Below are 14706 nucleotides of genomic sequence, written 5' to 3' on the forward strand. Positions count from 1 at the left end.
AAAGTGCGCGTCCTTGTCTAGGCTTGCCTCACAGGGTGGCATGGGCCACCCACCGGTCAGTCAGGGATGAACCGTTGTCTGCTGCCAGCACCATCTACCCACTGCTCGCGCGGCTGTTGCCCAGGGCGATCGCCCCCGATCCGGGCGGGCAGACCCAGCGCCACACGGCCGGCATCGGCATGCCGGCCCAGCGTGCGGTGCTCGGCAGGGGCTTCTGCCTGGTCAACCGCCTGGACGAAGCCGTCGACCTGCAGGCGGTGTATGCCGACCTGCGCCAGCAGGCGCTGGATGGCAGCGTGGTGGCGCTCAACGACCTCGGCTGGGTATGGCTCAACGGCAAGTACTGGCGTGCCGAACCGGCCCTGGCCGGGCGCCTGCTGCGCATGGCGGCGCTGCAGGGCAGTGCGGTGGCCTGGTACAACCTGGGCCAGCAGCACTATTTCGGCAAGGGCGTGACCATCGCCTACGCCAGCGCCGCCGAGTGCTACCGGCAGGCCTTCGAGCGCGGCCTGGACGAAGCCGCCGCGGCGCTGGGCGACCTCTACGAAGAAGAGATCTGCGATACCCACCTGCAAACCTGGCAGGTCGATCCGCAGCGCGCCTACGACTGGTTCATGCAGGGCGCCCAGCGCGGCGATGGGCGCTGCCGGTTCGAGATCGGCTACCGCCTCCTGCATGGCCAGCAGGTGCGGGCCGATGCCAGGCTCGCCGTGTACTGGCTGGAGCTGGCGGCCGCAGCGGGGGTGATGCCGGCGGCCGAGGAACTGGCCATGCATTTCAGCGTGGCCGGCAACCCCATGCGCTATCTGTTCTGGCGTGACCGGGCGATCAGCCTGGGCAGCCCGCGGGCGCTGACCCTGAAACACGAAGACCAGTACCGGCGCTGACCTCGGCCGACGGATGCCGCATTGCCGCTATTGACGCCCGGGGCGTTGATCGAAGAATATTGATAGTTAGCAAACTATGAATCTCGACACCTTGCCCATGAATCTTGATGCACTGCAACTGAACATCAGCAGCGGCATGGTCGCGGCCAGCCGTCACTGGCGGCGCATCTGCCAGGCCACGCTGGTCGGCTACGGCATCTCCGAAGCCTGCGCGGTACCACTGCTGATGATCGTGCGCCTGGGCGATGGCGTGCACCAGGTGGCGGTAGCCCAGGCCGCAGGGCTTGAAAGCCCGTCGCTGGTGCGCCTGCTCGACCAGCTGTGCAGCGCCGGTTTCGTATGCCGCAGCGAAGCCCCCGGTGACCGCCGCGCCAAGGCCCTGAGCCTGACCCCGCGCGGGCGCGAGCTGGCCGAGGCGATCGAGGCCGAGCTGGTGCGCCTGCGCCGCCAGGTGCTGCACGACATCCCGCCCGCCGACCTCGAAGCGGCGCTGCGTGTGGTGCGCGCCTTCGAAGACGCCGCGCAGCGCTCGCCGGGCGTGCCTTCATGAAGGACTTCTTCAGCTCCATGCCGCCGGCGCGGGACTGGTTCTACGGCGTGCGCACCTTCGCCGCGTCGATGATCGCCCTGTACATCGCCCTGCTCATGCAACTGCCGCGCCCCTACTGGGCGATGGCCACGGTCTACATCGTCTCCAGCCCGTTCGTCGGGCCCACCAGCTCCAAGGCCCTGTACCGCGCCCTGGGTACACTGCTGGGCGCGGCGGGGGCGGTGTTCCTGGTGCCGCTGCTGGTACAGACCCCGGTGCTGCTCACCTGCGCCATCGCCCTGTGGACCGGCACCCTGCTGTTTCTCTCGCTGCACCTGCGCACCGCCAACAGCTACGCGCTGATGCTGGCCGGCTACACCCTGCCGATGATCGCCCTGCCGGTGGTGGACAACCCGCTGGCGGTATTCGACATCGCCTCCTCGCGGGCCCAGGAAATCTGCCTGGGCATCGTCTGCGCGGCGGTGGTCGGGGCGATCTTCTGGCCGCGCCGGCTCACCCCGGTGGTGGTCGGCGCCACCGGCAACTGGTTCGCCGAGGCGATCCGCTACTGCGACACCTTTCTTGCCCGCCAGGCCACGCCCGAAACCGTGGGCGGGCTGCGCGCCTCGATGGTCACCACCTTCAACTCGCTGGAGATGATGATCGGCCAGCTGTCCCACGAGGGCGCGCGGCCGCAGACGGTCAAGAATGCCCGCGAGCTGCGCGGGCGCATGATCCACCTGTTCCCGGTGATCGACGCCCTCGACGACGCGCTGCTGGCCCTCGAAGGCCGCGCCCCGGCCCAGGCGGCGCAAGTGCAAGGCTTGCTGGAGCAGGCCCGCAGCTGGTTGCAGGCCAGCGCCGAAGACGCCTCGGTGGCGCGCTGGACGGCCCTGCGCGAGCAGCTCGAACGCCTGCAACCGAGTGTCGCCGCCCTCGACGAGCGCCCCGGCCTGCTGCTGTCCAATGCCCTCTACCGGCTAGGCGAATGGATCGACCTGTGGCAGGACTGCTGCAGCCTGCAGCACGCCATCCGCGACGAAGACCTGTCGCCCTGGCGCGCGGTGTACCGGCACTGGCGCCTGGGCCGCCTGACGCCGTTCTTCGACCGTGGGCTGATGCTCTACTCGGTGTTCTCCACCTTCACCGCGATCCTCGCCGCCACCGCGCTGTGGATACTGCTCGGCTGGCCCGACGGCGCCAGCGCCGTGATCCTCGCGGCGGTGGCGTGCAGTTTCTTCGCGGCCATGGACGATCCCGCGCCGCAGATCTACCGGTTCTTCTTCTGGACCACCCTGTCGGTGGTGTTCGCCAGCCTCTACCTGTTCCTGGTGCTGCCCAACCTGCATGACTTCCCGATGCTGGTACTGGCGTTCGCCGTGCCGTTCATCTGCGTCGGCACCCTCACCGTGCAGCCGCGCTTCTACCTGGGCACCTTGCTCACCATCGTCAACACCGCCTCGTTCATCAGCATCCAGGGCGCCTACGACGCGGACTTCCTGACCTTTGCCAACGCCAACCTGGCCGGCCCGGTGGGGCTGCTGTTCGCCTTCATCTGGACCCTGGTGGTGCGCCCGTTCGGCGTGGAGCTGGCGGCCAAGCGCCTGACCCGCTTCAGCTGGCACGACATCGTCGGCATGACCCGCCCGGCCAGCCTGGCCGAACACCGGCGCCTCGGCGTGCAGATGCTCGACCGCCTGATGCAGCACCTGCCGCGCCTGACCCAGACCGGCCAGGACACCAACAGCGCGCTGCGCGACCTGCGCGTGGGGCTCAACCTGCTCGACCTGCTGGCCTACATGCCACGGGCCACGCCGCCGGCACAGGCGGCGCTGGCGCAGGTGATCGCTGAGGTGGGTGCGCACTTTCAGACGTGCCTCAAGGCCCGCCGCCGCCTGCATGCGCCGGCCGACCTGCTGCGCAGCATGGAGCGTGCGCGGCATGCCCTGAACCTTGAGGCCATGGCCGACTGCGGGGAAACCCGCGTGCACCTGCTGCATGCCCTGAGCGGCCTGCGCCTGGCGCTGCTGCCGGGGGTGGAGGTGGTGCTGGAACCGTCCGACGATCAACCGCAACTGCCCTACGGCATCGATGGAGCCCCCCTGTGATCGGTGAACTGGATATCAGCGGGGTATTTCTGCCCACGCTGCTGGTGATGATGGTGTTCACCTATGTGCTGTTCCTGGGGGTGCACGCGGTACTCACGCGCCTGCACTTCTACCGCCTGGTCTGGCACCGGGCGCTGTTCAACGTTGCTCTCTACGCCGTGCTGCTGGGCACGGTCGACCACTTTTGCCGAAGCCTGATGCTGCCATGAAAAAACCCTTACTGACCCTGGGCCGCGTGGTCCTGACCCTGCTGGTGGTATCGCTGGCAACCGTGCTGGTGTGGCAGATGGTGCTGTACTACATGTTCGCCCCCTGGACCCGCGACGGCCACATCCGCGCCGACGTGATCCAGATCGCCCCCGATGTGTCCGGGCTGATCCAGCAGGTGTCGGTACGCGACAACCAGGTGGTCAAGCGCGGCGACGTGCTGTTCAGCATCGACCAGGACCGCTTCCACCTGGCCCTGCGCCAGGCCCAGGCGACCCTGGCCGAACGCCGTGAAACCCTGGCCCAGGCGCAGCGCGAGGCGCGCCGCAACCGTGGCCTGGGCAACCTGGTGGCGCAGGAGCAGCTCGAAGAAAGCCAGTCGCGCCAGGCCCGCGCGCAATCGGCCCTGGCCGAGGCGCAGGTGGCGGTGGACGCGGCGCAGCTGAACCTCGACCGTTCGGTGGTACGCAGCCCGGTCGACGGCTACCTCAACGACCGCGCCCCGCGCGCCCACGAGTTCGTCAGCGCCGGGCGCCCGGTGCTGTCGGTGGTCGACAGCAACTCCTACCACGTCGATGGCTATTTCGAAGAGACCAAGCTGGGCGGCATCCATATCGGCCAGGCCGTGGATATCCGCGTGATGGGCGACGACGCGCGCCTGCGCGGTCGCGTGCAGAGCATCGCCGCAGGCATCGAGGACCGTGACCGCAGCAGTGGCGCCAACCTGCTGCCCAACGTCAACCCGGCCTTCAGCTGGGTGCGCCTGGCGCAGCGCATACCGGTGCGCATCGCATTCGACGAGGTGCCGGAAAACTTTCGCATGATCGCCGGGCGTACTGCCACGGTGTCGATCATCGAGGATGCCGCCCGATGAAACGCTTTGCGCTGCTGGGCGCAGGGTTGCTGCTGTCGGCCTGCCAGATGGTCGGGCCCGACTACAGCGTGCCCAAGGAGGCGGCGGTCAATCGCGGCGACCTGCAGGGCGCGCTGCGCAGCGACGCCGACAGCGTGGTCTCGGCGCCGGTGCCCGCCAACTGGTGGCACCTCTACCAGGACCCGCGCCTCGACGCGCTGGTCAACCAGGCGCTGGCCGCCAACACCGAACTGCGCGTGGCCGCGGCGAACATCGCGCGGGCGCGGGCACAGGTCGAGGAGGCCGAGGCCCAGGGCGGGTTCAATGGCGGGGTCAAGCTGGGTGCGCAGCGCCTGCAGGAGTCCGGCGAAGCCTTTCTGCAACCCGACAAGGTGCCGGTGGCCAACATCGGCGAGGCGATCCTCAGCGCCTCGTACCAGTTCGACCTGTGGGGCACGCTCAAGCGCGGCGTCGAGGCCGCCCAGGCCCACGCCGACGCCACCCAGGCTGCCGCCGACACCGCCCGCATCACCCTGGTGGCGGATGTGGTGCGGGCCTACACCCAGGTGTGCGCGGCCAACGAGGAATACCACATCGCACGGGCCTCGCTGGACCTGCAGGAGCAGAGCGTGACCCTCACCCAGCGCCTGCGCGATGCCGGGCGCGGTGACGAAACCCAGGTGACGCGCACCGAGACCCAGTTCAAGTCGCTGCGCGCCGAACTGCCGCGTTACCAGGCCATGCGCGAGGCGGGCCTGTACACCTTGTCGATGCTGCTGGCCAAGCCGGTCGAGCAACTGCCGGCGGGTACCGCGCACTGCGCCGAGCTGCCGCACATCGCGCAACGTGTGCCGGTGGGCGATGGCGCCGCGCTGCTCAAGCGCCGCCCCGACATCCGCCAGGCCGAACGCAGCCTGGCGGCGGCCACTGCCGGCATCGGCGTGGCCACCGGGCAACTGTACCCGGACATCAGCATCGGCGCGCAGGTGGGCACCATCGGCATCCTCGAGAACCTGGGCAAGCCGGCGACCAACCGCTGGGGCTTTGGTCCGCTGCTGACCTGGACCGTGCCCACCAATGGTTCGCGGGCACGCATTCGCCAGGCCGAGGCCTCGACCCAGGCGGCGCTGGCGCATTTCGACGGGGTGGTGCTCAACGCCATCCGCGAGACCCAGACCAGCCTGGCGCAGTACAGCGCGCTGCTTGACCGGCGCGACGCGCTGGCCGAGGCCGAGCGCTCGGCGCAACTGGCGGCCGACCAGACCCACCGGTTCTTCAAGGCCGGGCGTGAATCGTTCCTGGCCGACCTGCAGGCCACGCGCACCTACACCGACATGCGTGCGCAGCTGGCGGCGGCCAATACCCAGGTCGCGATGGGGCAGATCGGCTTGTTCCTGGCGCTGGGCGGCGGCTGGTAGCAACCGTTATCTTGCAGGGCCATTCTGGCCCGCTCCCACATGGGCAGCGGTGATCCTTGTGGGAGCGGGCTTGACCCGCGATTGGGCCGCAAAGCGGCCCCCACCCACCCTCGAGCGACGCCATCGGCATCGGAACGTCTGCATGTACCGCAACTGCAGCGACTAAACTCCAGCGGTCGGGACCGGCGGTGAAATTAAACGCCAACCCGACTGACCTCGAACGACCTGTGCGCTGTCTACCCCATTCAACCCGGCCTGACGCCCAGAAGGAGTGACCCATGGAAGCACCTACCCACAGCTTTAGCGCCCTGTTCAAGCAGCTTGGCCTGCCCGATGATCCCAAAGGCATCGACCAGTTCATCACCAGCCACTCGCCGCTCAAGGGCGACATCAAGCTGGTGGATGCGCCGTTCTGGACGCCGGCACAGCGCGAATTCCTCAAGGAGGCGATTCAGGAGGATGCCGACTGGGCTGTTCAGTTCGACCAGCTCAACGAGGCGCTGCGCAATCCCCGCAAATAAGCGCTGAGCGGCACCTGTACCTGCAGTTGGCGTTGCTATGCTCAGAAAAACAATAAGGGGATGGCGCCAATGAAAGATCCCTACGCACCCGGCTTCTGGGCGGCCGTGACCGCCCTGGGCCTGCTGAGCACCGGCTACTTCTACGGCGTTCGCCAGCTCTACCAGCTGGTGGAGGCCATGCACTTCATGTACGCGGCCGCCGCCGTGATTGCGGCGCTGGCCCTCACGGCTCTTGCCTGGAGCAGCTGGCAGCAGCTCAAGGTGCGCAAGCGCCAGCTCGAGCAGGGCCGCACCCTGGTGGCCATCTGGAACACCAAGGTTGCCCTGCGCCGGGTCGAAACCGTATTCGACCGCTACTTCTGGGGCAGCTACTGGCAGCCGGGGCGCACTTTTCAGGAAGTGATGGGCGAGCTTGAAGGCACCCCGCTCGAACAGAGCCTCGAAGCCCTCAAGCGCCAGTGCCAGCAGCTCGACCAGCAGACCCGCGGGCGCCACCGCTACTGGCTGAACAACGCCCGCGAACTTTCCAGCGTGGCCACGGCCATGGCCCGCGAACGCTACCAGCTCGACCTGTGCGACTCGCAGCAGAGTGCCGGGCGCGGTAGCGCCGTGCTCAACCGCGACCTCGAAGTGCTGGTGTACACCTGGTCGGCGCGCCTGCGCAGCTTCGACCACCAGCTCGACGAGCTGGAGGGCGAATACCGCTGAGGTTCATTCGCCGCGGATGTACTGCTCCAGTTGCAGGATCAGGTTGGCCTGTTCGGCAATCGCCGCCTTGACCAGGTCGCCAATCGACAGCAGACCGATCAGCTGGCCGTTCTCCACCACCGGCAGATGGCGCAGATGGCTGTTGGTCATCAGGTTCATGCACACCTCCACGCTCTGGTGCGGGTCTACCGTGACCACCGGTGCGCTCATGATGTCGCGTACCGGCGTGCCCACCGACGAACGCCCCTTGAGCACCATCTTGCGGGCGTAGTCACGCTCGCTGATGATCCCGACCACCTGGCCGTCATCGACCACCGGCAAGGCGCCGACGTTCTTCTCGCCCATCACCATCAGCGCCTCGAGCACCGTCTGGTGCGACCTGATGGTGTGTACCGCATGGTGTTTTTCTTCTTTGGTATTGAGCAGCTCTTTCACGGTTTTCATGTGCAGCCTCGGCGGTGGATAAGCGGCGATGCCTATCCCCTAAGAATCGTGCACGGATGCCCACTCGGCAAGGTTGAAAACGCCATGGGGCCGATTGAAAAACGTCATGCTCCGTGGAAACCGCGCATCAGCATCAACGCCACGCCTGTCAGCAGCACCGCCGTGGCCCGTTGCAGCAGGCGCCGACGCGCCGGTTGCTGCAGCACATGACGGATGCGCTGGCCGAAGTAGCAGTACAGGCAGCCGCTGGCAAACTGCAGCAGCAGGAAGGTCAGGCCGAGCACGGCGATGTCGCGGGTGTGGCTGGCAAACTGCGGGAACACCGCGCTGAACATCAGGATGCTCTTGGGGTTGGACAGCCCGGTCAGCAGGCCCCTGGCGAACAGCGCCCGAAAACCCTCCAGCGCCGGCCCGCCGCTATCGCCCAGCGCCAGCCCGGTACTGGTCCACTGCCGCCAGGCCAGGTACAGCACATACGCGACCCCCAGGGCCTGGATCAGCTGGCGCACCAGCGGGTAGCCCTGGATCAGCGCCGAAAAGCCCAGTGCAAACACCAGAATCGACAGCAGGTAGGCCACGCTGGCGCCCAGTTGCGCCGGCAGCGACTGGCGCAGGCCGGCCTTGAGGCCCAGGCTCAGCAACAGCAGGGTCATCGGCCCGGGGCTGAAGGTCATGCTGGCGCAGAACACTACGAAGTAACCGAAAGAGGAGGGCGTCAGGCCGAGGCTCATGGGGCAGTGCTCACAGTGCAAAGGCCGCAGTCTAGAGCGCGGGCCACGCTGCGGGCAGGCCAAGCAGCGGGCAATCGCGCCCGACTTTACTGGTAGGATTACCGGTAAACCTGTGGAGACCTGCATGCTGCCCGTCATCGAGTTCTGCCCCGGAACACCCAAGGTCCAGCAGATCGCCGAAGCCTGGGCGCGTGCCATCGAGGCCGGCGAACTGCCGGCGGGCAGTCGCCTGCCGCCGGTGCGCGAACTGACCGCGCAACTGGGCGTGAGCAAGTTCACCGTGATCGAAGCGCTGGACCGCCTGCGTGCCCGCAACCTGATCACCTCCAGTCAGGGCCGCGGGCACTTTGTCGCCAGCCGTCACGCGCCGAGGGTGCCGGGGGGCGACACCGACTGGCTGCCGCAGGACCTGGCCAGCGTGCTGCGCCGCTCACTGCTGGCCGATGACAACAGCCTGCGCCCCGGCAGCGGGCACCTGCCGCCCGACTGGCTGGAGCCCGGCAACCTGCGCCAGGCATTGCGCGCCGTGGCCCGCTCCACGCGCCTGCGCATTGGCGGCTACGGTACGCCGGCCGGTTACCTGGCGCTGCGCCAGACCCTGCAGACGCGCCTGCTCGGTCAGGGCATCGCCGCGCCGCTGGAGCAGATCGTCACCACCAGCAACACCGTGCAGGCGCTGGACATGCTGCTGCGGGTGATGCTGCGCCCGGGCGATTGCGTGGTGCTCGACAGCCCGTGCTATTTCAACTTCCACGCCAACCTGGCCCTGCACGGCGCGCGCATCGTCACCGTGCAGCGCACCGCCGAGGGCCTCGACCTGGCGCGTTTCGAACAGCTGCTGGCGCAGCACCGGCCCAGGCTGTACCTGACCACCAGCGTGCTGCACAACCCCACCGGGCACTCGTTCACTGCAGGCCAGGCGTTCGCGCTGTTGCAGCTGGCGCGCCAGTACGACTGCCATGTCATCGAGGATGACCTCTACGCCGACCTGCACCCGCAGGCGCCGGCCCGCCTGGCGGCGCTGGCGGGCCTGGAGCAGGTGACGTACCTGTCCGGGTTCTCCAAGACCCTCAGCGCCAACGCCCGGGTCAGCTATGTGGTGGCCGCGCCGCAACTGGCCGCCAGCCTCACCCACATGAAGCTGATGAGCGGCGGCATTACCTCCGAACTGCTGGAGCAGGTGGTCGACCAGTTGCTTACCGATGGCAGCTACGACAAGCACCGCAAGCGCCTGCAACTGCGCCTGCAGGAGGCGGCCGGGCGCGTCGAGCAGCGCCTGCGGGCGCTGGGCTGCGAGCCGCTGCAGGGGTATGCCGGCGGCCTGTTCATCTGGGTGCGGCTGCCCCCCGGTTGCGACGCCCAGGCCCTGGCCCGTGCAGGCCTGGCGCGGGATGTGCTGCTGGGGCCGGGTAGCCTGTTCGGCCCCGAGCCCGGCCTGTTGCAGTGCATGCGCTTCAACGTCGCCTGCAGCGACGACCCGCAGCTATGGTCGGAGCTGGCGGTACTATTGGACAGTTTTGCCGACCCGGCATCTGCGTTATAACGAACCCCCAAAAACGTCGGCACAGTGTGTAGCCGGCGGCCACCTTCAAGGAGTCACCATGTTGCCAAGGCGGCCCACCGTCCTCACCTTCCTGTTGCTTGGCGCGGGCTCCGCGAGCGCCGACAGTGTCGACCTGGCGCCGCTGGAAGTCACCTCCACCCGCGTGACCTCCGAATGGTTGCAGACCCCGGCCGCCGTCAGCTCGGTGAGCGTCGCCGACAAGCCCGGCGAACAGATGCTGACCCTCGACAGCCTGCTGATGGCGGTGCCCGGTGCGGTGCCGCAAAGCCGCTACAACATGGCCCAGGGCATGCGCCTGTCGATTCGCGGCTTTGGTGCCCGCTCCAGCTTCGGCATGCGCGGCATCCGCGTACTGGTCGACGGCGTGCCGTTGACCATGCCCGACGGCCAGACCGAGATGGACGGTGTCGACCTGAGCCTGGTGGAAAACATCGAAGTGATCCGCGGCTCGGCCTCCACCCTGTATGGCAACGGTGCCGGCGGCGTACTGGCGATCACCACCCGCGAGCCCTCGCTGGAGCCGCGCACCCTCGTGGACGTGGGTGGCGGTGCCGACGGCTATCGCCGCGTGCGTGCCGAAACCAGTGGCACCTCCGGCAACCTTGGCGGGTTGCTGGCGCTCAACGTCACCAACATGGACGGCTACCGCGATCACGCCGCCTCCGAAGCGCGCAACCTCACCGGCAAGCTGCGCTGGCAGGCCGATGCCGGCGTGCTGGGGGTAACCTTCCAGGCCCTCGACAACCGCTCCGAAGACCCTGGCGCCCTGACCCTCGCGCAGGTGCGCGACAAGCGCAGCCAGGCGCGCCCGCAGAGCCTGCTGTTCGACTCCGACGAACAGATGAACCAGCAACGCCTGGCGTTCAACTGGACCAGCCAGCTGAGCGACACCGACAGCTACCAGCTACGTACCTGGCTGGGCCGGCGTGACTTCGGCAACCGGCTGCCGCTGCGCGCGGGCGGGCAGACCACCTACGAACGCCTGTTTGCCGGTGTCGGCGGGCAGTACACGCACCTGGCCAACTGGTTCGGCCTGGGTCATCAGCTCACCACCGGCATCGACATCGAGCAGCAGCGCGACGACCGCGAGCGGTACAACAACGAAGTCGGTGGTCACACCGGCAACCTCACCCTGCGCCAACGCGAAAAGGCCGGTGGCTATGGGCTGTACGTGCAGGACAGCATCGACCTCACCGAGCGTCTGCAACTGACCCTGGGCGGACGCTATGACGCCACGCGCCAGTCGGTCGACGACCGCTTCCCGAGCGACGGCGACGCCTCCGATGCGCAGCGTTTCGAAGACTTCAACTACAGTGCCGGCCTGAGCTACCGCCTTACCGAGCACACCATGGCGTATGCGCGGGTGGCCACCTCGTTCGAGACCCCCACCCTCAACGAACTGAGCAACCCGACCGCAGGCGGCTTCAACACCGGGCTGCAACCGGCGCGGGCGCTGACCCGCGAGCTGGGTGTGAAGGGCGAGTGGGACGACCTGCGCCTGGAGGCGGTGGTGTACAGCATCCTGCTCAAGGACGAACTGGTGGCGCAGAGCACCGACCGCGGCAACACCTACAGCAACGCCGGCAAATCGCGGCGTGACGGCTTCGAGTTGAGTGGCGAATACCGGCCTGTGGATAACTGGCGCCTGTCGATGGCCTACAGCTACAACGACTACCACTACACCCGTTTCGAGGGCTATGACGACAACCGTCTGCCGGGCATTCCCCGGCAGACCTTGTTCACCGAGGTGGGCTACGAGTCGGATGCGTTCTATGCACGGGTCAACATGAACGCCTATGGCCCGCAGTATGCGGACAACGCCAATGAGGCGCGGGTGGCGGGCAATGCCTTGTTCAACCTGCGCGTGGGCACGGTACTCAAGCTTCAGGGCCAGGAGCTGGAACCGTACGTGGGTGTGGATAACCTGACTGACCGGCGTTACTACGACAACCTGCGCATCAACGACACAGGCGCCCGTTACTACGAGCCGGGCCCAGGTCGGACCTTGTACGCGGGCATCCGCGCGAGCTTCTGAAGACCTGACGCCGAGCGAACAAGGCTGGCACCGCCGATCCTGCAGGCCATGGCGCGTTGCAATCGATGCAGGAGCCGGCCTTGCCGGCGAAGCGCCGCGCGGGCGGCGCTCGATCTGGTGATCGCCGCAGAAGCAGTGGCTGGCACCTTGTGAGGTCACATCTGTTGCCATCCCCTGCAAAACCTTGAACCCCATCACGTTTCCCGCACCCCGTTGCAACTTTCTCGCGATATCCCCGTCAGAGCGGTGCGGAAGAGGTTGTAGGACAAATCACCGTCCCTCACAGCAGGCTTGAACATTCAGCCGCGCACAACGCTCCGCCCCCCGATAACACTCCCCCTAGAATTCCGGCCCACAAGGATGTGCCATGCTGCCGATCGCCCATTGCCGGGCGTTGACGACACGTGTTGCCCACTGCTTCGTCAGCACCTCGCGCCCCACTCCCGCTGCCGCACTGCTGCTGGCCCTCGCTGCCTGGGCCGCCGGTGCCGGCACCGCCGCACACGCCGCCGACCCGAATGCCGAGCTGCTGCGCCAGCGCGACCGCGAGCGGGTGCAGCGCGAGCAGCTCGAAGCACGCCCCGACGTGCGCCTCGAAGCACCGCTGGCCGATGAAGGCGACGGCCGCCTGCCCGCCAACGAAACCCCGTGCTTCCCCATCCGCCAACTGCGCCTGGTGGGCGATGCGGCCGAGCGCTTCCAGTGGGCGCTGCGCGCCGCCAACCCCAAGGATGACCCGGCCACCGGGCGCTGCCTGGGCAGCGCCGGCATCAACCTGACCATGAAGCGCATCCAGAACGCGATCATCGAAAAAGGCTACGTCACCACCCGCGTGCTGGCCCAGGCCCAGGACCTCAACAGCGGCGAACTGACCCTGACCCTGATTCCCGGGCGTATCCGCGACATCCGCTTCGCCGAAGGCACCAGCTCGCGCGCCAATGCCTGGAACGCGCTGCCGGCGCACTCGGGCGACCTGCTCAACCTGCGCGACATCGAACAGGCCCTGGAGAATTTCAAGCGCGTACCCACCGCCGAAGCCGACATCCAGATCGCCCCGGCCCAGGCCCGCGACGCCGGCCCCGGCGAGAGCGACATCGTGATCGCCTGGCGCCAGGCCTTCCCGGCGCGGCTCAGCCTGTCTGTGGATAACTCCGGCAGCAAGACCACCGGCAAGTACCAGGGCAACCTGGCGTTGTCGCTGGACAACATCCTCTCGCTCAACGACCTGTTCTACGCCAGCGCCACCCACGACCTGGGCGGCGGCGAGTCGGGCAATCGCGGCTCCAAGGGCAACACGCTGCACTACTCGCTGCCGTTCGGCTACTGGCTGCTGGGCTTCACCACCAGCGAGTACGACTACCACCAGCAGGTGGCCGGCGAGAACGAGACCTACCAGTACCGCGGCGAAACCCGCAACAACGAGCTGCGCCTGTCGCGCCTGCTGTACCGCGATGCGGTGCGCAAGACCACGGCCTGGGGCAGCCTGTGGACGCGTACCTCGGAAAACTTCATCGACGACACTGAAATCCAGCTGCAGCGCCGGCGCATGGCCGGCTGGGAAGCCGGCCTGAGCCACCGCGAATTCATCGGCGCCTCCACCCTCGACCTGAGCGCGGGCTACCGCCGCGGCACCGGTGCCCACGGCGCATTGCAGGCGCCAGAAGAACTCACCGGCGAAGGCACCTCGCGCTCCAAGATCATCAGTGCCGATGCCCAGCTGCAGGTGCCCTTCATCGCCTACAACCAGCGTATGCGCTACATCGGTGGCTGGCGCGCGCAGTGGAACCGCTCGGCGCTGGTGCCGCAGGACCGCTTCTCCATCGGCGGGCGCTACACCGTGCGCGGCTTCGACGGCGAGAACATCCTCTCGGCCGAACGCGGCTGGACCCTGCGTAACGAGATCGGCCTGGCCCTGGGCGATACCGGCCAGGAGCTGTACACCGGCGTCGACTACGGCGAAGTCAGCGGCCACTCCAGCGAGTACCTGGTGGGCAAGCGCCTGGCCGGTGCCGTGGTAGGGGTGCGCGGCGGCTACAAGGCGCTGTCGTATGACTGGTCCTGGGGTACGCCGCTGAAGAAGCCCGACGGTTTCGAAACGGCCAACATCACCAGTGCCTTCACTGTCTCTTTGTCGTTCTGAGGCCCGCCATGCGTATCGATCGCTTCGACATCATCGCCCCCGGGCTCTTCGACGAGCCCTGGAACGAGGCCACCGTGCTGGGCTCGGCCACCTGGCTGTGGATGCACTCCATAGCTCACCGCGACGCACCGCTGCACAGTCTGGCCACCCTGTTGCTGCCGGCGCTCAAGCACCGCCAGTTCGTGCTCGGCAGCGAGGCCGGCAAGCCGGTGTTCTACCTGTCCTGGCTCAACCTCGACGGCGCCGCCGAGCAGCGCTACATCCAGCGCTCGCCTGTCGAGATGGCCGATGCCGACTGGAACAGCGGCGAACGCCTGTGGATAAACGACTTCGTCGCCCCGTTCGGGCATGCGGCAACGCTGGCGCGCCTGGTGCAGCGCCAGCTGTTCCCCAACCGCTGCATGCGCGCCCTCGACCACCAGGGCGAAGTGCGCGGCCTGCGGGTCAAGACGCACCTGGGGATCGGCGTGATTCCCGAACAGGCCAAGGCCTGGTTTGCCGCTCACCCGCTGGAACTCACAGCGTAACCCTGACTTCTGGCGGTCTGGCACCGCAAATGGA

The 14706-nt window shown here is 67.7% G+C and carries 14 protein-coding genes; 12 read left to right on the forward strand and 2 right to left on the reverse strand.

Annotation, left to right across the window (positions count from 1 at the left end):
- Positions 1-74: 74 nt before the first annotated feature.
- The 8 genes from FW760_RS13375 to FW760_RS13410 all read left to right on the forward strand — a co-directional run bounded on the left by FW760_RS13375 (position 75) and on the right by FW760_RS13410 (position 7231).
- Positions 75-887 (forward strand): tetratricopeptide repeat protein, encoded by an 813-nt coding sequence (locus tag FW760_RS13375; protein ID WP_043861324.1) that lies wholly within the window; start codon positions 75-77, stop codon positions 885-887.
- A gap of 97 nt (positions 888-984) precedes the next feature.
- The gene (locus FW760_RS13380) at positions 985-1437 is read left to right on the forward strand and encodes a MarR family winged helix-turn-helix transcriptional regulator (RefSeq protein WP_043861339.1); all 453 of its coding nucleotides are present in this window, start codon (positions 985-987) and stop codon (positions 1435-1437) included.
- Complete coding sequence (locus FW760_RS13385; RefSeq protein WP_116052469.1) at positions 1434-3524, forward strand: FUSC family protein; 2091 nt, start codon at positions 1434-1436, stop codon at positions 3522-3524. Before FW760_RS13380 ends, FW760_RS13385 begins: the two co-directional genes overlap by 4 nt.
- Positions 3521-3733: a DUF1656 domain-containing protein gene (locus FW760_RS13390; RefSeq protein ID WP_043861322.1), complete on the forward strand. Its 213-nt coding sequence runs from the start codon at positions 3521-3523 to the stop codon at positions 3731-3733. The genes FW760_RS13385 and FW760_RS13390 overlap by 4 nt, the downstream gene beginning before the upstream one ends.
- Positions 3730-4605: an efflux RND transporter periplasmic adaptor subunit gene (locus FW760_RS13395; protein ID WP_054915882.1), complete on the forward strand. Its 876-nt coding sequence runs from the start codon at positions 3730-3732 to the stop codon at positions 4603-4605. Before FW760_RS13390 ends, FW760_RS13395 begins: the two co-directional genes overlap by 4 nt.
- Entirely contained in the window at positions 4602-6002 is a 1401-nt protein-coding gene (locus FW760_RS13400; protein ID WP_043861320.1) for an efflux transporter outer membrane subunit, read from the forward strand. Before FW760_RS13395 ends, FW760_RS13400 begins: the two co-directional genes overlap by 4 nt.
- 278 nt (positions 6003-6280) lie before the next feature.
- Positions 6281-6523 (forward strand): DUF2789 domain-containing protein, encoded by a 243-nt coding sequence (locus tag FW760_RS13405; RefSeq protein ID WP_116052470.1) that lies wholly within the window; start codon positions 6281-6283, stop codon positions 6521-6523.
- Between the two features lie 69 nt (positions 6524-6592).
- Complete coding sequence (locus FW760_RS13410; RefSeq protein ID WP_054915884.1) at positions 6593-7231, forward strand: hypothetical protein; 639 nt, start codon at positions 6593-6595, stop codon at positions 7229-7231.
- 3 nt (positions 7232-7234) lie between these two features.
- On the opposite strand, the gene FW760_RS13415 is transcribed toward FW760_RS13410, so the two are convergent.
- Both FW760_RS13415 and FW760_RS13420 read right to left on the reverse strand, forming a co-directional pair.
- Complete coding sequence (locus tag FW760_RS13415; RefSeq protein WP_043861317.1) at positions 7235-7675, reverse strand: CBS domain-containing protein; 441 nt, start codon at positions 7673-7675, stop codon at positions 7235-7237.
- A gap of 104 nt (positions 7676-7779) precedes the next feature.
- The gene (locus FW760_RS13420; protein WP_116052471.1) at positions 7780-8406 is read right to left on the reverse strand and encodes a LysE family translocator; all 627 of its coding nucleotides are present in this window, start codon (positions 8404-8406) and stop codon (positions 7780-7782) included.
- 124 nt (positions 8407-8530) lie between these two features.
- Between FW760_RS13420 and FW760_RS13425 the strand changes: the two genes are divergently transcribed.
- From FW760_RS13425 to FW760_RS13440, 4 genes are all read left to right on the forward strand, one after another.
- Positions 8531-9949 carry an aminotransferase-like domain-containing protein gene (locus FW760_RS13425; RefSeq protein WP_043861315.1) on the forward strand — a complete coding sequence of 473 codons (1419 nt, stop codon included), beginning with the start codon at positions 8531-8533 and terminating at the stop codon, positions 9947-9949.
- Between the two features lie 58 nt (positions 9950-10007).
- Positions 10008-12005, forward strand: coding sequence for a TonB-dependent receptor family protein (locus FW760_RS13430; protein WP_446443820.1), 1998 nt, complete (start codon positions 10008-10010; stop codon positions 12003-12005).
- Positions 12006-12372: 367 nt separating this feature from the next.
- Entirely contained in the window at positions 12373-14145 is a 1773-nt protein-coding gene (locus FW760_RS13435) for a ShlB/FhaC/HecB family hemolysin secretion/activation protein (RefSeq protein WP_054915887.1), read from the forward strand.
- Positions 14146-14153: 8 nt separating this feature from the next.
- Positions 14154-14672 (forward strand): protein-lysine palmitoyltransferase, encoded by a 519-nt coding sequence (locus tag FW760_RS13440; RefSeq protein WP_116052472.1) that lies wholly within the window; start codon positions 14154-14156, stop codon positions 14670-14672.
- The last annotated feature ends 34 nt before the right edge of the window (positions 14673-14706 follow it).

The sequence above is a fragment of the Pseudomonas sp. 1176_21 genome (assembly GCF_052850635.1).